The organism is Massilia sp. P2_C2, assembly GCF_056404615.1.
The window spans coordinates 1-20818 of record NZ_JBFUDR010000092.1 but is presented as its reverse complement, the minus strand read 5'-3'; the positions used below and the strand labels follow the sequence as shown (position 1 = coordinate 20818).

Sequence of the window (20818 nt, the reverse complement as noted above, 5' to 3'; positions counted from 1 at the left end):
GCGCAGGTTGCCGCCGTCGTGTCGCGCGGCGGCCGGCCGGACCTGGCCGGCGCCGGTGCGCTGCGCGCGGTCGAGGCGCCGACATTATTGATCGTGGGCGGCGCCGATGCACCCGTCATTACCCTGAACGAGCAGGCGTACGCGGAACTGGGCTGCGTGAAACGGCTGGAGATCGTGCCCGGCGCCACCCATTTGTTCGACGAACCGGGCACGCTGGAAGAGGTGGCGCGGCTGGCGGCCGACTGGTTCGCCGGCCATTTTACGAGCGGCTGAGGCTGGGATGGCGACCGGCTTGCGCCTGATGTTCGGCGGCGACGTCATGCTGGGCCGCCTCGTGCGCGAAGTCATGCTGCGCGACGGCATCCACGCGCCGCTGGCGGGCGTCGCTCCGCTGCTGCGCTCGGCCGACCTCGCCGTCGCCAACCTGGAGTGCGCACTCACTGACAGCGCCGAGCGCTGGCATGGCGCACCCAAGGCATATTATTTCGCGGCCCCGCCCGAGGCCGGCCAGGCGCTGGTCGATGCCGGCATCCGGCTCGTCAGCCTCGCGAACAATCACAGCCTCGACTACGACGTGCGGGGGCTGGCCGACACGCTGCGCATCCTGGACGCGCGCGGCATCGCCCACACGGGCGCCGGTCCGGACCTCGCGTGGGCGCAATCCCCGGCCGTCGTGCCGTGTGGCGATGTGCTGGTCGGCATGGTGGCGTTCTGCGACCACCAGGACGATTTCGCCGCCACCGACGACCATCCCGGCATCGCCTGGCTCGGTCTGCACGACGAGACGGCCGCCGTCGACGCCTTCGCGCGCGCGCTCGCGCCGCTGCGCGCGGCCGGCGTGCGCTGGCCGGTGCTGTCGCTGCACTGGGGGCCGAACATGGTGGAGGCGCCGACCGCGCGCCAGCGCCGCCTGGCCCGTGCCGCCATCGACGTGGGCTGGAAGATCGTCTACGGGCACAGCGCCCACGTGTTCCATGGCGTGGAGCTGTACCGGGGCTGCCCGATCCTGTATGCGGCCGGCGACCTCGTGGACGACTATGCCGTCGATCCGCACCTGCGCAACGACCATCAGCTGCTGTTCGAGGTGCAGCTTGGCGACGACGCCCTGCGGCGTATCGTGCTGCACCCCGTGTTCATCCGCCACGGCCGCGCGGCGCCGGCCGATCACACGCAGCGCACGTGGAGTCATACGCGCATGCAGGCGCTGTGCCGCGACCTCGGCACGACGGCGCGGCTCGATGGCGACCTGCTTGTCATCGAGCCGGACGCCGCCACGGCGCAGGAGTGATCAGCGCAAGCAGTTCCGGCCAGCATAACGAGGTATCTTATCGGTCGCAAAGTGACGTATTCGGCAGCCTCACGTTGATGGCATACAGGAGTTCGCCGTTGCGACCCATGACGTCGAAAAAATTCGTGTACTTAAAAATTCTTCCACAATCCATCTTTATTTCCAGATGTTTTTCGTCGCTCCATCGCAACGTCACATTTCGGACATGATCTGCTCTCATGACTTCTTCAGGCTTCTTGCCGCGCTGAAGAATGCGAATAGAGTAAACCAGAGAAACCGTCGCTCCAAAATCTTCAGTCACTACTACTGCTTGCAGCGCGGCATCTGGCGAAGGCGCTAAAAGTTCCACTGTCTCGTCATGTCCACCGTCGCAGCCACTCAGTAACGCCGCCAAAACAAGAAAACTAACGACAATTTTTCGCATATTCATCCGGGCTTTGCATGCGGGCTCCTCATCGAACCGGACGCCACCACCGCGCACGAGTGATCAGGCGAGGCCCGCGTCTTCCGACACGTTCAGCGCGGCCGCGGTCCAGTCGAGCTCGCCCCGCTCCTTCGCCATCGCGGCGAGAAAACGGTCGTGCATCATGCTCGCGAGCGGCATCGGCACGCGCGCCCTGCCGGCGGCGGCGAGGACGAGGTTCGCATCCTTGAACCCCAGCGACAGCTTGAAGCCGGGATTCGCGTAGTCGTGCGCGGCGATCAGCTTGCCGTAGTTGACATACAGCGGCGTGGCGAAGATCGATTGCGTCATCACGTCCATCATGTCCTGGCGCGCGACGCCGTACTTCTCGCACAACGTCGCCGCTTCCGCCATCGCCTCGATGACGCCCATGATCATGAAATTACCGCCCAGCTTGACGATGCTGGCGGCGACAGGGTCGTCACCGAGCGGAAACACGCGCTGGCCCATCGTTTCCAGCAGCGGCACGACCTTCGCGCGCGCGGCTGCGGCGCCGGCKCACAGGATGAACAACATCGCGGCCGCCGCCGCGGTCGGGCGGCCGAATACGGGGGCGGCGATGAACGCGGCGCCACGTTCGGCATGCAGGGCGGCGAGGCGCCGCGTCGTCTCGGGAGACACCGTGCTCATGGACACGTGGATGCCGCCCGCACCCAGTCTGGCGGCGATGCCGTTCGCGCCGCCGGTGACCTGGTCCAGCGCGGCATCATCCGCGACCATGGTGAACACGATGCCGTCGCTCGCCACTGCCTGGCCGGGATGGTCGACCAGGGTCGCGCCCTTCGCGACAAGATCCACCGCCTTGCCGGGTGACCGGTTCCAGACGCGCAGCGTGTGGCCATTATCGATGAGGTTGCTTGCCATGGCGTGGCCCATGCCGCCCAGGCCGACGTAGCCGATTTCCATTTACGCTCTCCTTGAGCCCGTCCTGTCCAGGATCCTCACGAGGATATCACTATCGGAAAATATTACACAAAAGAATCAAATGCTATCATTATGCAAGCAGAGACTCTTCGCATATATTTTTTCTGCCAAGCAAGTTGCGCAAATGTGCAGCTAAAGTTAACCCACCGAAAATTCTTTATGAAGATCAATAAATTGATGGCAGCCGTTGCAACTTCTCTAACTCTGTTCACAGRCGTGCTTGCTGTTGCGCCAACCGCCAGCGCGGTGCCGATTACCTTCAGCGCGATCAGACCAGTCAGCAACTTTAACTCTTTTCGTAGCGTTGCGGTCGATCCCGTTACCGGCAAAGTCTACGAACGCCACGGTTATGGAGGCAATTCATCCTTCACGGTCTACGCTAATACGACGCAGTTTGRGGCTGGTAGCGCGTCGTCCGGGCTGGGTACGGGCAGAACTATCTTCGGCACCTATTTTGCTGTCAATAACGGACAGTTATTTGGCCGTACCACCCTCGATACAACAGCGGTTGCCACCTTCAGCACCAGCACCGGCGCAGTTACCGAAACGCTTGCCGGTTACTCTGGGATGGGGGGACTTAACGGCACCGACACCTTTGGCTGGGGCGGGTACTCCGGCGTGAATTTCATGCAGGATTCCACCGGCATGTATGTGATGGGCAGGGTTAGTGGCCATACCAACTGGCAAATCGAGAAACTGGGTACGGGGCTTGCGTCGATCAGCTCCACCAATTACAACATTAGCGATAAGGTGGGTTATGGCTTTATCATTAACGGCATCTTGTTCACCGGCGACAACTACACCTCTAACGCCGTCACTAAATCGATCAATCTCGCCACCGGACAGGTTAGTACGGTCAACGATACATTAGTCGGCCYTGGCGCGAATTTATACATGAGCAACTTTTCCTACGATTACTCGTCCGATACCTTGTATGCAGCGAACTACATCGGCGGTACCATCTTTAAGGCGAGTAACGCCTCGGTCCAGTTCGGTGCGCCGCGTGTCGCCGCAGTACCGGAACCGGGTAGCTTGATGTTGCTAGGCCTCGGCATGACCGGACTCATACTAGCGCGCCGCAAGCAGCGAGCCAACTGACCGCTCTCAGAAAGTGGACGGCCAGTGAAACTGGGAGCGTTTGCTCTCAGCCTTTTTATTCGGGCGTAGCCGGGTTGGCCAGGATCAGCTTGATCGCCGAGCATTCCCATCATCATGCGCAAGCACTTGCGGTACCACGTCACGCTCTAACGGGAGAACTCGAGCGGCAACACGCGGCGCGTCGAATGCGCTACCGGTTCCGCAAACACCCCGATCAGTATCTCTTCAGCCTCGAGCAAGAGGCCGACAAACTTACTTTGCTTTCCTAGAAAAAAAGCCCGGGCTGCTCACCCGGGCCGTTCTTTTTCCGCTAAAAAGCTGATCGATCAGCGCGGCAACACCGACGCCCCCATCAGGAATTCATCGACAGCACGCGCGCACTGGCGGCCTTCGCGGATCGCCCACACGACCAGCGACTGGCCGCGGCGCATGTCGCCTGCGGTGAAGACCTTCGGCACCGACGTCTGGTAGCAGGTCTCGCCATCGGTCGTGGCGCGCGCGTTGCCGCGGGCATCCTTTTGCACGCCGAACGCGTCCAGCACCTGCTGCACCGGCGAGACGAAGCCCATGGCCAGCAGCACGAGGTCGGCCTTCAGTTCGAATTCCGAGCCCGCCACTTCCGTCATCTTGCCGTCTTTCCACTCGACGCGGCAGGCGATGATTTTTTCCACTTTGCCGCCCTTGCCTTCGAAGCGCTTGGTGGCGACGGCGAAGTCGCGCTCGCAGCCTTCTTCGTGCGACGACGAGGTGCGCAGCTTGGTCGGCCAGTACGGCCACACGAGCGGCTTGTTTTCCTGTTCCGGCGGCATCGGCATCAGTTCGAACTGGGTCACGGATGCTGCGCCGTGACGGTTCGACGTGCCCACGCAGTCGGAGCCGGTGTCGCCACCGCCGATCACGATCACGTTCTTGCCCGTGGCCTTGATCTGGTCTTTCACTTTGTCGCCGGCGTTCACGCGGTTCTGCTGCGGCAGGAAGTCCATCGCGAAGTGCACGCCCTTCAGGTCGCGGCCCGGGACCGGCAGGTCACGCGGTGCCTCGGCACCACCCGCCATGACGACGGCGTCGTAATCTTTCACCAGATCTTCCGGGAAGATGGTTTCGCGCGCCATGTTGCTGACGGTAGCCGGGAAGTCCTTGCCGATCAAGGTCGAGGTGCGGAACGTCACGCCCTCAAGCTTCATCTGTTCGACGCGACGGTCGATCAAATCCTTCTCCATCTTGAAGTCGGGGATGCCGTAACGCAGCAGGCCGCCGACGCGGTCGTTCTTCTCGAACACCGTCACGTCATGGCCGGCGCGTGCCAGCTGCTGGGCGGCGGACAGGCCCGCGGGGCCCGAACCGATGATGGCGACCTTCTTGCCGGTCTTGACGGCGGCCGGTTGCGGGACGATCCAGCCGTGTTCCCAGCCGGCGTCGGCGATCTTGCGCTCGATCGACTTGATGCCGACCGGGTCGTTGTTGATGCCCAGCGTGCAGGCGGCTTCGCACGGTGCCGGGCAGATGCGGCCCGTGAATTCCGGGAAGTTGTTCGTCGAGTGCAGGTTGTCGACGGCGTAGCGGTAGTTGCCGTGGTAGACCAGGTCGTTCCAGTCGGGGATCTGGTTGTTGACGGGGCAGCCGGTGTTGCAGAAGGGGATGCCGCAATCCATGCAGCGCGCACCTTGTACCTTCGCTTGCGCGTCGGTCAGGGTGATCGAGAATTCTTTGTAGTTCTTGAGACGGGCAGCGGGTTCCAGGTGGTCTTCTTCCTGGCGCTGAAATTCCATGAAGCCGGTGATCTTACCCATTTGTATTCCTATCGTGTTCTGTTCGGTCTAGAGAGATGCGGCGGGCCACACTGCATTGGCAGCCCGCCGGGAGCATCAGGCAGCCAGTTCGATCTTGTCGTTGGCTTCTTCCATGCTGCTGTTGTGCATCTCTTCCAGTGCGCGCTTGTACTCGRTCGGGAAGACCTTGACGAACTTGCTGCGGCTGTTTGCCCAGTCGTCCAGCAGGTTGCGCGCACGGGTCGAACCGGTGTGCTTGAAGTGACGCTCGATCAGGCGCTTCAGGATCGCTTCGTCCGACTCGCGCTCGCCGTTGCGGGTCTGGGCGTGCCAGCTGGACTTGTCGCTCTGCTCCTTGGTCGACTGCACGCTTTCCAGTGCCACCATCGCGGTGTTGCACTTCTGCTCGAAGTCGCCCTTCGGATCGTAGACGTAAGCCACGCCGCCCGACATACCCGCCGCGAAGTTGCGGCCGGTGTCGCCCAGCACGACGACGGTACCGCCGGTCATGTATTCGCAGCCGTGGTCGCCCACGCCTTCGACGATCGCGGTCGCACCCGAGTTACGCACCGCGAAACGCTCGCCGGCCACGCCGTTCAGGAACGCTTCACCGGCGATCGCGCCGTACAGCACCGTGTTGCCGACGATGATGTTGTCGACGGCCCAGCCGCGGAATTCCGTGTTCGGACGCACGATGATGCGGCCGCCCGACAGGCCTTTACCCACGTAGTCGTTGCCCTCGCCCACCAGGTCCAGCGTGATGCCGTGTGCCAGGAACGCGCCGGCCGACTGGCCCGCGGTGCCCTGCAGCTGGATGTGGATCGTGTCGTCCGGCAGGCCGGCGTGACCATAGCGCTTGGCGACTTCGCCCGACAGCATCGTGCCGACCGTGCGGTTGACGTTCTTCACCGGCGTGATGAACGAGACGCGCTCGCCCTTCTCCAGCGCGGCCTTGGCCTGCGCGATCAGCTTGTGGTCCAGGGCCTTGTCCAGGCCGTGGTCCTGTGCGTCCGAGTGCAGCAGCTGGCGCTTGTCGTCGACCTTCGGCTGGAAGAAGATGTTGCTGAAGTCCAGGCCTTGTGCCTTCCAGTGGCCGACGGCCTTCGACTTGTCCAGCAGGTCCGAACGGCCGATCAGTTCGTCGAACGTGCGGATGCCCAGCTGGGCCATGATCTGGCGCGCTTCTTCGGCGACGAAGAAGAAGTAGTTCACGACGTGTTCCGGCTTGCCCGAGAACTTGGCGCGCAGTTCCGGATCCTGCGTGGCCACGCCCACCGGGCAGGTGTTCAGGTGGCACTTACGCATCATGATGCAGCCTTCGACGACCAGCGGTGCGGTCGCGAAGCCGATTTCGTCCGCGCCCAGCAGGGCGGCGATGACGACGTCGCGGCCGGTACGCATCTGGCCGTCGGCCTGGACGCGGATACGGCTGCGCAGGCCGTTCAGCACGAGGGTCTGCTGGGTCTCGGCGAGGCCCAGTTCCCACGGCGTGCCGGCGTGCTTCACCGACGACAGCGGCGATGCACCCGTACCGCCGTCATGGCCGGCGACGACGACGTGGTCGGCCTTCGCCTTCGACACGCCGGCGGCGACCGTACCGATACCGACTTCCGACACCAGCTTCACGGAGATCGACGCGTTCGGGTTSGCGTTCTTGASGTCGTGGATCAGCTGYGCCAGGTCYTCGATCGAGTAGATGTCGTGGTGCGGSGGCGGCGAGATCAGGCCSACGCCCGGCACCGAGAAGCGCAGCGACGCGATGTACTCGGACACTTTATGGCCCGGCAGCTGGCCGCCTTCGCCCGGCTTGGCGCCCTGCGCCATCTTGATCTGGATCTGGTCGGCGGACGCCAGGTATTCGGCGGTCACGCCGAAACGGCCCGATGCCACCTGCTTGATCTTCGAGCGCAGCGAATCGCCTTCCAGCAGCGGGATGTCGGCGACGACGCGGTCCTTGCCCAGGATCGAGGCCAGGCTCTCGCCCTTGGCGATCTTGATGCCCTTGAACTCGCCCATGTAGCGTGCCGGGTCCTCGCCGCCCTCACCGGTGTTGCTCTTGCCGCCGATGCGGTTCATGGCGATGGCCAGCGTGGCGTGGGCTTCGGTCGAGATCGAGCCCAGCGACATCGCGCCGGTGGCGAAACGCTTGACGATCTCTTTTGCCGGCTCGACTTCGTCCAGCGGGATCGCCTTGGTCGGATCGATCTTGAATTCGAACAGGCCGCGCAGCGTGAGGTGACGCTTGCTCTGGTCGTTGATGATCTGCGCGTACTCTTTATAGGTGCTGTAGTTGTTGGCACGGGTCGAGTGCTGCAGCTTGGCGATCGCGTCCGGCGTCCAAAGGTGGTCTTCGCCGCGCACGCGGTAGGCATATTCGCCGCCGACGTCCAGCGAGTTGGCCAGCAGCGGGTCCTTGCCGAAGGCCAGCGCGTGCAGGCGCAGGGCTTCCTCGGCCACTTCGAACAGGCCGATGCCTTCCACCGTCGACGACGTGCCGCGGAAGTACTTGTCCACCAGCGACTTGTTCAGGCCGATGGCTTCGAAGATCTGGGCGCCGCAGTACGACATGTACGTGGAGATGCCCATCTTCGACATCACCTTCATGAGGCCCTTGCCGACCGCCTTGGTGTAGTTGTACATGGCTTTGTCCGCAGCCATCTCATGCGGCAGCGTGTGCGCCAGGTCGACCAGCGTTTCCAGCGCCAGGTACGGGTGCACGGCTTCCGCGCCATAGCCGGCCAGCAGCGCGAAGTGGTGCGTCTCGCGGCACGAACCGGTTTCCACGACCAGGCCCGTCGATGCGCGCAGGCCGCGCTGGACAAGGTGCTGGTGGATCGCGGACGTCGCCAGCAGCGCCGGGATCGCGACCTGGTCGGCGTTCACGTTGCGGTCCGAAATGATCAGGATGTTGTGGCCCGACTTGACGGCGTCCACGGCTTCCGCGCACAGCGAGGCCAGCGACGCTTCGATGCCTTCCTTGCCCCACGAGACCGGGTAGCAGATGTTCAGTTCATACGACTTGAACTTGCCGCCGGTGTGCAGGCTGATGTTGCGCAGGCGGGCCATGTCGTCGAAACCGATCACCGGCTGCGACACTTCGAGGCGCATCGGCGGGTTGACGTTGTTCGTGTCCAGCAGGTTCGGCTTCGGACCGATGAACGACACCAGCGACATCACCATCGCTTCGCGGATCGGGTCGATCGGCGGGTTCGTCACCTGGGCGAACAGCTGCTTGAAGTACGAATACAGCGGCTTCAGCTTGTTCGACATGACGGCCAACGGCGAGTCGTTACCCATCGAGCCGGTGGCTTCTTCGCCCAGCACGGCCATCGGGGCCATCAGGAACTTCAGGTCTTCCTGGGTGTAGCCGAACGCCTGCTGGCGGTCCAGCAGCGAGATCGCGGCTTTCTCGCCCTGCGCGTCTTTCGCGCGGTTCTGCGACAGCTGGCTTTCCGACAGCTTGATTTCGTTCAGCTTGATGCGCACCGACTTGATCCATGCCTTGTACGGCTTGGCGTTCGAGTAGGTGTCTTTCAGTTCCTTGTCGTCGATGATGCGGCCGGCTTCCAGGTCGATGAGGAACATCTTGCCCGGCTGCAGACGCCATTTCTTGACGATGCGCGATTCGGGGATCGGCAGCGTGCCCGATTCCGATGCCATGACGACCAGGTCGTCGTCCGTGACGATGTAGCGGGCCGGACGCAGGCCGTTGCGGTCCAGCGTACCGCCGATGTGGCGGCCGTCGGTGAAGGCCATGGCGGCCGGGCCGTCCCACGGTTCCATCATCGCGGCGTGGTATTCGTAGAACGCGCGGCGGTTCTCGTCCATCGTCGCGTGGTTTTCCCAGGCTTCCGGGATCATCATCATCATCGCCTGGGCGATCGGGTAGCCGGCCATGACCAGCAGTTCCAGCGCGTTGTCGAAGCAGGCGGTGTCCGACTGGCCTTCATAGATCAGCGGGAACAGTTTCTGCAGGTCGTCGCCCAGCACGGCCGACTTCATGACGCCTTCGCGGGCGCGGGTCCAGTTGAAGTTGCCCTTGACGGTGTTGATCTCGCCGTTGTGCGCGAGCAGGCGGTACGGGTGGGCCAGCGGCCACTCCGGGAAGGTGTTCGTCGAGAAGCGCTGGTGCACCATGGCCAGCGCGGAGACGCAGCGCGGGTCCTGCAGGTCCTTGTAGTACACGCCGACCTGGTCGGCCAGCAGCAGGCCTTTATAGACGACGGTGCGGGCCGACATCGACGGCACGAAGAATTCCTTGCCGTGGATGAGTTTCAGGGCCTGGATCGCGTGGCCCGACGATTTGCGGATGACGTACAGCTTGCGCTCGAGCGCATCGGTCACCATCACGTCCGGACCGCGGCCGATGAAGATCTGGCGGATGACCGGTTCCTTGGCGCGGACGGTCGGCGACATCGGCATCGATTCGTCCACCGGCACGTTGCGCCAGCCCAGCACGACCTGGCCTTCGGCGCGCACGGCGCGCTCGATTTCCTGTTCGCAGGCGATGCGCGAAGCGTGTTCCTTCGGCAGGAAGATCATGCCGACGCCATATTCGCCCGGCGGCGGCAGTTCGATGCCCTGCTTGGCCATCTCGTCGCGGTAGAACTGGTCGGGGATCTGGAGCAGGATACCCGCGCCGTCGCCCATCAGGGCATCGGCGCCGACGGCGCCCCGGTGGTCCAGGTTCTTCAGGATCAGCAGACCCTGTTCAACAATGGAGTGGCTCTTGTTGCCCTTGATATGGGCGACGAAACCGACGCCACAGGCGTCGTGTTCATTGGCGGGATCGTACAAACCTTGGGCAATCATGGGGGCTCCGCAGCAATTTGAGATATTGAAGGTCGAGAATAGAGCAGACTTCAGTAAACATCAATAGCAACAATTAGGGTCAGAGTAGAATTAAATTGCAACTTCAGGCTCCGCAAAACAAATGGGGACAGAGTTATATGAAACTCGCTTCCCAATGAAATCAATGGGTTAACCCAACAATACCAATGTCAATTGCGGGAATGAATGCGTACATACGTCGTAAAAAAAGAGGAGGCATTCGCCTCCTCGTCATTCCTTTGTTGCAATGATGCCGCGCACAAATCCTAGTCGGCGGACTTCGCCTTGAACGGCCGCCCCCGCTTGGCGGGCAGGATCTGCCGCTTCGTCGTCCGCTCCAGTTCGGCCTTGAACGCGTGCGATCCCAACGGCGCGCCTTTCAGCACGGCCGCGTTGATCGTGTCCAGTTCCTGGGCCGGGACACCCTGCTCCGCCAGCTCGATGTACGCGGCCTCGCGCTGGAATGGCGTGTTACCAAGCGCCCAGTATTTGACATGGTCGGTGATGAGGGGATCCGGCCGTATGCCGGCATGGTGTGCATAGCTCGACCACGGATAGTCGAGTGGCGCCATGACGAGCTGGCCGCGCACGGGGTTCAGCTCGATGTAGCGGATGCAGGCGAGGAACCAGGCATCGGGATCGATCACGGACGTACGGAAGCGTCCCTGGAACAGCGTGCCCGAGCGGCCGTACTTGTTGTTGAACCAGGGGACRTACAGGCGACCGACCTTTTGCATCATCGCCGCCAGCCCGTCCTCGTCGGAGGGCGTGACCAGCAGGTGCAGGTGGTTCGGCATCAGCACATAGGCGTGGATGGCCACGCGGTAGAACTTCGCGCTCTCCCTGAGCCAGTCGAGGAAGCGGCGGTGGTCCTCGTCGTCGCGGAAAATGATCTGGTTATCGTTGCCGCGCTGGATGATGTGGTGCGGCTGGTCGGGCAGGACGAGGCGGGGCTGGCGGGCCATGAAGGCTGGAAACAAATAGTTCGGCTGGGAACGCACATTGTAGCGCAAGAAAAAGCGCAAATGCGCGACCCGTCCCCAATTAATTTGGGACGCCCTTTTCTGGGGCGCGACCCTGTCCCCGATTTTTATGAATCGGCATACAGTAGAGTGGGCACCCCGTGCCCACGCGTGACGTTCGCGGTTTGTTGACGTTACGCGTGGGCACGATTCATTTGAGGCCCCCGGCCTCAAATGCCCACTCTACGCCAGCGTGAAGCCGGCCGACAGGCTGTAGCCTTCGCCGTAGGCGCTGCGCAGCGGCAAATCCTGGCCGAGGCCCGTCCGCGCCTTCTTGCGCAGGCGGTAGACGAGCATGTCGACGCGGCGGCTGGCGTCCGGGTCGTCGCCGCCCATGCCGGCCACGATCACCTGGCGCGGCACGGGCCGCGTATTGATCGTCAACAGGTGCAGGAAATTGCACTCCTTTTCCGTCAGGTCGATCACCTTGCCCATCAGCTCCAGCTGGCGCGCCGAAACGCGCAGCGTCCACTTGCTCGGCGTAGGCGCCGGCTGCTCGGCCGACGGTCGCACGCGGCGATCCAGCGCCTCGATGTGGGCGGCCAGTTCCGGGAACTTGATCGGCTTGGTCAGATAGTGGTCTGCGCCGAGACGCAGGCCGAGGATGCGGTTGTCGAACGCGACCCGGCCGGTCAGCACCAGCAGCCCGATTTCGGGATACAGCTGGCGCATCCGGGGAATCACATTGAATCCATCTTCATCGGGCAGGCCCAGGTCGAGCACGACCACGGCCGCCGGGGTGCGCGTCAGCGCCGCCCACATATCGCTGGCGGTGGTCGCAATCGTGACCTCATGCCCGAGTTCCTTGAGGAAATCGGCCATGTCGCCTGCATATTCGCCATTGTCTTCAACAATCAGTATTTGCGTCATGGGTTTGCCATGTTTCGTTATTTCGTATTTTTCCCGGCCGCGGCATTCTCTTCATGCCTCTCTGTTGTCGGGCGGCTATCCCCGTTTGCCATTTCGATTATCACTGCTGGTCAATGCGGAAGCAAGACTTTTTGCCGTGCTTTCGGGTAATGGTAACCAAAGCCTGAACGCGGCGCCGCCTTCGGAATGACATGCATATGTCAGGCTGCCGCCATGCACCTCGACTACGGAACGCGCCATGTACAACCCGAGGCCGCTGCCCGCCACGCCGGCCGCGTTCGCGCCGCGGTAACCCTTGTCGAAGATGCGCGCGACGTCCGCTTCCGGCACGCCCGGTCCTTCGTCGCGCAGCACCAGTTCCACGCCGCCATCGATCCGCTGCCCCGCCACGTGCAGCGCCGTGCCGGCCGGCGTATAACGCAAGGCATTGTCCAGCAAGACCTTGAGCGCCAGGCGCAGACCGGACGGTTCGCCGCGCAGCGAGGCCGGCAGGTCGGTGGCCGCCAGGGTCACGGGACGCCCGGCCACGCGCGCCTGGGCCACCAGTTCTTCCAGCAGCAGGCGCGGCGCCACGCCGTTCTCGCGGCGCCGGCCGCCCAGTGCCGCCATGCGCTCGGGCGACAGGTAGTCGTCCAGCATCGCGATCAGGCGGTCCGTCGCGGTGGCGATCTTGCGGTAGCGCTCGCGCGTCGCCTCGTCGGCCTTCGTACCCAGGGATTCGAGCCGCTGGATCGCGCCGTCGATCGTCGACAGCGGCGTGCGGAACTCGTGGTTCAGCATGCTGGCGAAGCGCTTGCGCTCGCGCTCCCGTTCGCGCCGCGCGGACACGTCGCGCACGAGGCCCAGCAGCGCCCGCGCGCGTCCGGCGTCGTCCAATGCCAAGGTGGAAATCACCTCGACGGCGACGTCGCTGCCGTCCGGACGACGCAGGTCGAATTCGCGCTGCACGCGCAGGCGCGAACCGTCGCCATCGGCAAAGCGGCGCAGGCGTTCCGGCAGGCCGGCGCACAACGCTGCCAGCGGACCGTCGCCACCGTTCTGCAGTTGCGCGCGGATATCTGCCAGGGAATAGCCGAGCATGTCGTCGACGCCGGAACTGACGTAGACGGGCAGGCCGGTCGCGCAATCAAGAATGAAGGCCAGGTCGCCGCCGAGTTCCGCGATGGTGCGGAAGGCCTCGGCCGGGGAGATGTCCGTCTGGTCCCTTCCGGGCTCGGAAACGGTAATCATGAAACTTTCCGGAAAGTTATGCAGCAAGGTAATTAAGCAAGTAAGTATAGTGTCCTATAGGATAGTTTGCATAGACAACCGCTACCGGCCGTTGCGCCAAACACGCATAACTGATATATGCATGTGCAAATAAAAAGGGYAAGCCAGCGGCTTGCCCTCGTGCGTGCACCGTAAGGGTGCGCTTATTCGTCCAGCGGCGCGAAGATGGCCTGCAGGTCTTCCTGCGTGAGCGCCATTTTCTGCGATTCGCCTTCGGCCAGGATCGAAGCAGCCAACTCGGATTTCTTTTGCTGCAACAGCTGGATCTTTTCTTCCAGCGTGCCCTTCGCAATGAGTTTATACACGAACACGGGTTTATCCTGCCCGATGCGCCAGGCGCGGTCCGTCGCCTGGTTCTCGGCCGCCGGGTTCCACCACGGGTCGTAGTGGATCACGGTATCGGCCGCCGTCAGGTTCAGGCCCACGCCGCCGGCCTTCAGGCTGATCAGGAAGATCGGCACCGCGCCCTGCTGGAATGCCGCGACCTGCGCGGAACGGTCGCGCGTCTCGCCGGTGAGAATGGCGTACGGGATATTGCGCGCATCGAGTTCTTCCTCGATCAGGCCCAGCATGCTCGTGAACTGCGAGAACACGAGAATCTTGCGGCCCTCTCCCAGCAGGTCGTCGACCATCTGCATCAGGTCGGTCAGCTTGGCCGACACGGCCGCCGTGTTCTTCTTGGACGGCATGGACTTCACCAGACGCGGGTCGCAGCAGACCTGGCGCAGTTTCAACAGCGCTTCCAGGATGACGATCTGGCTGCGCGCCACGCCCTTGCGGTCGATCTCCTCGCGCACCTTCTTGTCCATCGCCAGGCGCACCGTTTCGTACAGGTCGCGCTGCGGGCCCGAGATCTCGATGCGGCGGATCATTTCCGTCTTTTCCGGCAGTTCCTTCGCCACGTGGTCCTTCGTACGGCGCAGCAGGAACGGCTTGATGCGGCGGTTCAGCAGCATGCGGCGCACCGGATCGTCCTGGCGTTCGATCGGGTGGCGGAACTGCGTGTTGAATGTCTTCTCGTCACCGAGCAGGCCCGGCAGCAGGAAGTGGAATTGCGACCACAGCTCGCCCAGGTGGTTTTCCAGCGGCGTGCCGGACAGGCACAGGCGGTGGCGCGCGTTCAGCGAGCCGGCCGTCTGCGCCGCCTTCGAGCGCGTGTTCTTGATGTAGTGCGATTCGTCCAGGATCACGAGGTGGTATTGGTGCTCGCGCAGCTTTTCCTCGTCGCGCGGCAGCAATGCATACGTCGTCAGCACGATGTCGGCGCCATCGATCTGGTCGAACAAATCTACGCGCTCCTTGCCCTGCAGCAGAAGCACCTTCAGGTCCGGAGCGAAGCGCGCGGCTTCCTCCATCCAGTTCATCATGAGGCTCGTCGGCGCGATCACCAGCGCCGGGCTCGTCAGGCGGCCCGCTTCCTTTTCCGTCAGGATGTGGGCGATGGTCTGCACGGTTTTACCGAGACCCATGTCGTCGGCGAGGATGCCGCCCAGGTCGTATTCGCGCAGGAACTGCATCCACGCGAGACCGTCCAGCTGGTAGTCGCGCAGCGTGGCCTGCAGGCCTTTCGGCGCGTCGACCTTTTTCACCTTGCCGAACTGGGAGAGTTTGCGGCCCGTTTCGCGCAGGCGCTCACCACCCGACCAGTTCAACTCGGTGCCGCGCGCCAGTTCTTCCAGGCGCGCCGCGTCCAGCGTCGACAGACGGACTTTATTTTTGATCTTGTCGTTGAAATACAACTCGCCCAAGGTGGACAGGATCGGTTTGACGCGGCCCCACGGCAGCGCCACGCGCAGGCCGTCGGGCAGCGTGGCCAGCATCTGGTCGGCCTCGGCATGCGCGGCGAGGACGTCCGGATTGAAATCCAGCGGCGCCGAGCGGATCAGTTGCACCAGCACGGGCAGCAGCGGCACGCGCTTGCGGTTGACGACAATGCCCAGTTCCAGCTCGAACCAGGCGTTGCCAGCCTCGGGCGGTTCGTCGATCTCGGCATACCAGTCCTCGACCGGCACGACGTCGTAGCGGTATTTTTGCGACTTCTGCACATGCCAGCCGAGGTCGGACAGCGAGTCGAGGTCGTTCTCGGCGAAGCGCAGCCAGTGCGCCTGGCTATCCAGCAGCTGCGCGCCGGACAGCGCCGACAGCGGCGCCGTGGCCGGCTTGCGGAAGCCCAGCTTCTGCAGGGCGTCGAGCGCGGCCGCTTCCAGTGCTTCGTCGCGCTGGATGATCTCGGTCACGTCGCCGATCTGCCGCACGACGCGCTGGGCCGGGTCGAACGAGATGCGCTGGCCATCGTAGTCGAACGACAGCACGGCGAAATCCTGCCAGCGCTGGCCATTGCCTTCGGCCTGCGGGATGGCGTCGAGCAGCAGGTGCGGCTGCGGTTTCACATCCGTGCGGATGCGCTGCGTGAGCGGCTGCGGCAGCGGCATCAGCTGTTGCAGGCCATGCGCCAGCAGCAGTTGCGACACGCGTTTCTTGTCGGTGCCGGCCAGCGGCGGGGCCTGCGACACGAGCGCCTGCAACTCGGCCAGCGAGATGTCGATGCCGCCGCGGTTCAGGTCCAGCGGACCGCACGACAGGTTGTCGATGTACCACGGCGGGTCCGTCGGCAGCATGTAGTCGACGAGGTCGGCGCCGGCATGCGTCGCGCCCTTGGCGGGTTCCACCGACCAGCCGAGCTTGGCCGCGCGGCCTTCGTCGCGCCACGTGAGATTGGCCTTGCGCACAGGACCGGCCTGCAGCGGATACAGCAGGCCATTGGTCATATCGGACCATGAGTTCGCCCACAGCAGTTTTCCTTGCGCGAGCAGCTGCTGCAGCAGGATGGCGCCGACCTTGCCCTTGGGCTCGGTCGCGCTCGTGCTCTGGTTGGAGCCGCTGCGCATGGCGATGAAGAAACGGACCAGGTCCTCATCGTCGCCTTCGAGGTAAGCGGGCGGCGCCGACAGCAGCGAGAACACTTCGCTCACCGGGCTGGCCGCAGCCACATCGCCATTCGGGCGCAGGCGCGCCTTGCACAGGCAGACCGCGACGTGGCGGCCGCCGCTGGTCGGGGCCATGACATAAACGAATTTGTACTGGACTGCCTTGGGGTCAGTGACTTCCGCGGTCAGCTTCGGCTGGGGATGTGCTGCCGCCTCGACCCTTTGCAGCCAGCTCAACACCGGTGCGGGCAAGGCCGGAGCGCGTGCGGGTGCTCGAGCCGGCGGTGCGTCGCTGGTGTCGTCGCRTTGAAAATCAACTGTGTGCATGGGTCTCACGAGTCTTTAAATTGAAAAAACAACAATTCCTATTATCCGTCATGCGATCCGAACAGTTTTGTTAGGGATCGCACGTAGTAGGCAAAACTTTACGGGCGAAAAAGAGTAGAAGTTACACTCTGCCGCTTCACTTTGCCAGCCCCCCATCAAGCATTTTTTGCGTTTATTCCTCTGAGAAATTGCCTTGGAACCCACTCTGCGTCAAGCAACAAAGCGCCAATCCGGCGAACTGAGGTGCTTGATGAAGAAATCCGACAACGCTTCCACCTTTGCCGGACGCGTCCGCGCCAGGTACCAATCCTCGAGTATGGGGACAAGCTGCCCAGCGCGCACATGATCTGCCGCAATAAATTCCGGGAACTCAGCGATGGCCAGTCCCGCCAGCACGGTGGGCAACAGGGCGTCAGAATTGGTGACCCGCAACGGTCCCTCCGGCTTGATGACGACTTCCTCGCCGGCGGCGTTGGTGAAGCGCCACACATCGCTGCGCGCGCGGTAGGCATAGCCCAGGCAAGGATGGTCTGCGAGTTCGGATGGATGTTGTGGCGTACCTTCGAAATCGGGCAGTAAAGACATCGTTCGGCGTCGTGCGGATCAATGGATGAGATATCGAACCCGACATGTTACGGCATCCAGAGCGTTGCGCCTACTGCATGACCAAACGGTACCACGACAAATCTGCAACGATACTTTTCTACTCCAGCGACCTGACCATGCGGGACGCTGTTCACCGTGCAGAAAGCGCTGCCGCTGCTGTCCAAGGGCGCATTGGTGATCCTGACCGGCTAGACGACCAGCAGCAGCGGCACCCCRGCGTTCAGCGTCTGCGCCGCCAGCAAGGCCGCCGTGCGCGCCTTTGCCGGCCGAGTTGTTCGTCGATGGCGGCCAGGCGCAGATCTGAGCGGCGCGCCGGTGAGCATGATGGCGGGCATGAGAATCCAGCACTGTCAAGACTGGCGCGTCGCCCGCGATTGCGTATCATTGCCGCTCGACTCACCGAACCTTTCGTACCATGCTGCCTTCGATCGAACAACGCCTCGCTCAAGAACTGTCCGCCAAACCGGCACAGGTGGCCGCCGCCATCGCCCTGCTCGACGAAGGCGCCACCGTCCCCTTCATCGCCCGCTACCGCAAGGAAGCCACGGGCGGCCTCGACGACATCCAGCTGCGTCTGCTGGAAGAGCGCCTGCGCTACCTGCGCGAACTGGAAGACCGCCGCGCCGCGATCATTTCCTCCATCACGGAGCAGAACAAGATGACACCGGAGCTGCTGCAGGCGATCTCGCTGGCGGAAGACAAAACCCGCCTGGAAGACCTGTACCTGCCGTACAAGCAGAAGCGCCGCACCAAGGCCCAGATCGCGATCGAGGCCGGCCTCAAGCCGCTGGCCGACGAGCTGCTCGACAACCCTGCCCTCGACCCGGAAGCCGAGGCAACCAAATACCTGCGCGATGCGTTCACGAACGCGGACGGCGTCGCGAACCCCGGCGTGGCCGACACGAAGGCCGCGCTGGATGGCGCGCGCCAGATCCTGATGGAGCGCTTCGCGGAAGACGCGGAACTGCTGCAGTCGCTGCGCGAATACGTGCAGGAGCACGGCGTCGTCGAATCGAAGGTCGTCGACGGCAAGCAGGAAGAAGGCGAGAAGTTCGCCGACTACTTCGATTATTCGGAGCCGCTGGCCACCGTGCCGTCGCACCGCGCCCTGGCGCTGATGCGCGGCCGCCGCGAGGGCATGCTGGACGTCACCCTGCGCCTCGATTCCGAGCCGGAAAAGCCGAAGTGGGACGCGCCGCACAACCCGTGCGAAAGCCGCATCGCCGCGCGCTTCGGCATCAAGGGCGCGGGCCGTCCGGCCGACAAATGGCTGCTCGACACGGCGCGCTGGACGTGGCGCGTGAAAAGCTTCATGTACATCGAGACGGAGCTGATGGGCGCCTTGCGCGAAAAGGCCGAGGGCGATGCGATCCAGGTCTTCGCGCGCAACCTGAAGGACCTGCTGCTTGCGGCACCCGCGGGTCCGCGCGCGACGATGGGCCTCGACCCGGGCCTGCGCACGGGCGTGAAGGTCGCCGTCGTCGACGCCACCGGCAAGGTGGTCGACACGACCGCGATCTATCCGCACGCACCGCGCAACGACTGGGACGGTTCGCTGCACACGCTGGCAAAGCTCGCGGCGAAGCACAACGTCGCGCTAGTCTCGATCGGCAACGGCACGGCGTCGCGCGAGACCGACAAACTCGCGCAGGACCTCATCAAACAGCATCCGGAACTGAAGCTGACGAAGATCGTCGTGTCGGAAGCCGGCGCGTCGGTGTACTCGGCGTCGGAATTCGCGTCGCGCGAACTGCCGGAGCTGGACGTGTCGCTGCGCGGCGCCGTCTCCATCGCGCGCCGCCTGCAGGATCCGCTGGCGGAACTGGTCAAGATCGATCCGAAATCGATCGGCGTCGGCCAGTACCAGCACGACGTATCGCAGACCCAGCTCGCGCGCCAGCTGGACGCCGTCGTCGAGGATTGCGTGAACGCGGTCGGCGTGGACGTCAACACGGCCTCGGCGCCGCTGCTGGCGCGCGTGTCGGGCCTGTCGTCCAGCGTCGCGCAGAGCATCGTCAATTACCGCGACCAGCAAGGCGCGTTCGCCTCGCGCGCGGCGCTGAAGAAGGTGCCGCGCCTGGGCGACAAGACGTTCGAACTGGCGGCGGGCTTCTTGCGCATCGTGAACGGCGACAATCCGCTGGACGCGTCGGCCGTGCACCCGGAATCGTATCCGGTCGTCGAAAAAATCCTGGCCGACATCCAAAAGGACATCAAGTCCGTGATCGGCGACAGCGCGCTGGTAAAACGCCTGAATCCGGCCAGGTATGCGGACGACAAGTTCGGCGTGCCGACCGTGACCGACATTTTGAAAGAGCTGGAAAAGCCGGGCCGCGACCCGCGTCCGGAATTCACGACGGCCACGTTCAAGGAAGGCGTCGAGGAAATCTCGGACCTGCGCCCGGACATGATCCTGGAAGGCGTCGTCACGAACGTAGCGGCGTTCGGCGCGTTCGTCGACATCGGCGTGCACCAGGATGGCCTCGTGCACATCTCGGCGCTGTCGAACAGCTTCGTGAAGGATCCGCACACGGTCGTGAAGGCCGGCCAGGTCGTGAAGGTGAAAGTGCTGGAAGTGGACGTCAAGCGCAAGCGCATCGCGCTCACGATGCGTTTGTCGGACAGCGCGCCGCAGGCAGGGTCGCAGCCGAACCAGCGCGCGGACCGCGACGACCGCAAGCGCATGGGCCAGCATCAGAAGCAGGAGCGTTCGACGGCGCCGGCCGGCGGCGCGATGGCGGCCGCATTCGCCAAGCTCAAGCGTTAATCGTAGGGGACGGGCGGCGCCGTACCGGCGTCCCCGTTTTCTTATAAAATGCCGCCATCCTCCCCATTTCTCACCGAAGGCAAAACCAAATGAGCGACGTACAAACCTGGATCAAAGAAACCGTGACCAACACGCCGGTCGTGCTGTTCATGAAGGGCACCGCCCAGTTCCCGCAATGCGGTTTTTCCGGCCGCGCGATCCAAATCCTGAAGGCCTGCGGCGTCGATAACATCGCCACCGTGAACGTGCTGGAAGATGCGGAAGTTCGCCAGGGCATCAAGGAATACTCGAACTGGCCGACCATCCCGCAGCTGTACGTGAACGGCGAATTCATCGGCGGTTCCGACATCATGACGGAAATGTACGAGTCCGGCGAACTGCAAGCCCTGATCAAGAAGAATGGCTGATCCCGGCCCGCGTCCGGATGGCGAACCCGACGGCCCGCGCCGCCCGAGCGCGGGCCGCCCGGACGCGGGCCGCCCGGACGCGGGCCGCCGGATCATCGTCGCCATCACGGGCGCGACCGGCGCAATCTATGGCGTGCGGCTGTTGCAACGGCTGGCCGCCATACCCGGCGTCGAGACGCATCTCGTCATTTCCGACGCCGCCAACCTGACCCTGCACCAGGAAGTCGGCCTGCAACGGCGCGACGTGGAAG

Annotated in this window: 14 protein-coding genes and 2 pseudogenes; 7 read left to right on the top strand and 9 right to left on the bottom strand. The window is 63.6% G+C overall.

What is annotated here, in order from left to right; all coding sequences use genetic code 11:
* Together AC1DYX_RS13210 and AC1DYX_RS13205 are read left to right on the top strand one after the other, a co-directional pair.
* Positions 1 to 273 (top strand): dienelactone hydrolase family protein (locus tag AC1DYX_RS13210; RefSeq protein WP_477259406.1); only part of this gene is annotated, 273 nt, incomplete at its 5' end.
* 7 nt (positions 274 to 280) lie between these two features.
* On the top strand, positions 281 to 1288 hold the full coding sequence (locus AC1DYX_RS13205) for a CapA family protein (protein ID WP_477259404.1): 1008 nt from the start codon (positions 281 to 283) through the stop codon (positions 1286 to 1288).
* A gap of 37 nt (positions 1289 to 1325) precedes the next feature.
* Here the strand turns inward: AC1DYX_RS13205 and AC1DYX_RS13200 are convergent, their stop codons facing one another.
* Both AC1DYX_RS13200 and AC1DYX_RS13195 read right to left on the bottom strand, forming a co-directional pair.
* On the bottom strand, positions 1326 to 1712 hold the full coding sequence (locus AC1DYX_RS13200; protein ID WP_477259402.1) for a hypothetical protein: 387 nt from the start codon (positions 1710 to 1712) through the stop codon (positions 1326 to 1328).
* A gap of 63 nt (positions 1713 to 1775) precedes the next feature.
* The gene (locus tag AC1DYX_RS13195) at positions 1776 to 2657 is read right to left on the bottom strand and encodes an NAD(P)-dependent oxidoreductase (RefSeq protein ID WP_477259399.1); all 882 of its coding nucleotides are present in this window, start codon (positions 2655 to 2657) and stop codon (positions 1776 to 1778) included.
* A gap of 177 nt (positions 2658 to 2834) precedes the next feature.
* Between AC1DYX_RS13195 and AC1DYX_RS13190 the strand changes: the two genes are divergently transcribed.
* Complete coding sequence (locus AC1DYX_RS13190; protein ID WP_477259397.1) at positions 2835 to 3773, top strand: PEP-CTERM sorting domain-containing protein; 939 nt, start codon at positions 2835 to 2837, stop codon at positions 3771 to 3773.
* Positions 3774 to 4099: 326 nt separating this feature from the next.
* Here the strand turns inward: AC1DYX_RS13190 and AC1DYX_RS13185 are convergent, their stop codons facing one another.
* The 7 genes and pseudogenes from AC1DYX_RS13185 to AC1DYX_RS13155 form a co-directional block, all read right to left on the bottom strand.
* The gene (locus tag AC1DYX_RS13185) at positions 4100 to 5563 is read right to left on the bottom strand and encodes a glutamate synthase subunit beta (RefSeq protein WP_477259395.1); all 1464 of its coding nucleotides are present in this window, start codon (positions 5561 to 5563) and stop codon (positions 4100 to 4102) included.
* A gap of 75 nt (positions 5564 to 5638) precedes the next feature.
* Positions 5639 to 10354, bottom strand: a complete 4716-nt coding sequence (locus AC1DYX_RS13180) for a glutamate synthase-related protein (RefSeq protein ID WP_477259393.1) — start codon at positions 10352 to 10354, stop codon at positions 5639 to 5641.
* A 284-nt stretch (positions 10355 to 10638) separates the two neighbouring features.
* The gene (locus AC1DYX_RS13175; RefSeq protein WP_477259391.1) at positions 10639 to 11337 is read right to left on the bottom strand and encodes a transposase; all 699 of its coding nucleotides are present in this window, start codon (positions 11335 to 11337) and stop codon (positions 10639 to 10641) included.
* Positions 11338 to 11577: 240 nt separating this feature from the next.
* Positions 11578 to 12264: a response regulator gene (locus tag AC1DYX_RS13170; RefSeq protein WP_029757083.1), complete on the bottom strand. Its 687-nt coding sequence runs from the start codon at positions 12262 to 12264 to the stop codon at positions 11578 to 11580.
* 75 nt (positions 12265 to 12339) lie between these two features.
* On the bottom strand, positions 12340 to 13494 hold the full coding sequence (locus tag AC1DYX_RS13165) for a PAS domain-containing sensor histidine kinase (RefSeq protein ID WP_477259388.1): 1155 nt from the start codon (positions 13492 to 13494) through the stop codon (positions 12340 to 12342).
* Between the two features lie 182 nt (positions 13495 to 13676).
* Positions 13677 to 16787: a DEAD/DEAH box helicase gene (locus tag AC1DYX_RS13160; RefSeq protein ID WP_477259386.1), complete on the bottom strand. Its 3111-nt coding sequence runs from the start codon at positions 16785 to 16787 to the stop codon at positions 13677 to 13679.
* A 210-nt stretch (positions 16788 to 16997) separates the two neighbouring features.
* Positions 16998 to 17351 (bottom strand): annotated as a pseudogene (locus AC1DYX_RS13155) (LysR substrate-binding domain-containing protein); the annotation flags it as partial.
* A gap of 162 nt (positions 17352 to 17513) precedes the next feature.
* Here AC1DYX_RS13155 and AC1DYX_RS13150 point away from each other — a divergent pair.
* From AC1DYX_RS13150 to AC1DYX_RS13135, 4 genes and pseudogenes are all read left to right on the top strand, one after another.
* A pseudogene (locus AC1DYX_RS13150) lies at positions 17514 to 17657 on the top strand (oxidoreductase); the annotation flags it as partial.
* Positions 17658 to 17808: 151 nt separating this feature from the next.
* Complete coding sequence (locus tag AC1DYX_RS13145) at positions 17809 to 20160, top strand: Tex family protein (protein WP_477259384.1); 2352 nt, start codon at positions 17809 to 17811, stop codon at positions 20158 to 20160.
* An 89-nt stretch (positions 20161 to 20249) separates the two neighbouring features.
* The gene (gene grxD, locus AC1DYX_RS13140) at positions 20250 to 20567 is read left to right on the top strand and encodes a Grx4 family monothiol glutaredoxin (protein WP_029757090.1); all 318 of its coding nucleotides are present in this window, start codon (positions 20250 to 20252) and stop codon (positions 20565 to 20567) included.
* Positions 20560 to 20818 (top strand): flavoprotein (locus AC1DYX_RS13135; protein WP_477259382.1); only part of this gene is annotated, 259 nt, incomplete at its 3' end. The genes grxD and AC1DYX_RS13135, both read left to right, overlap by 8 nt.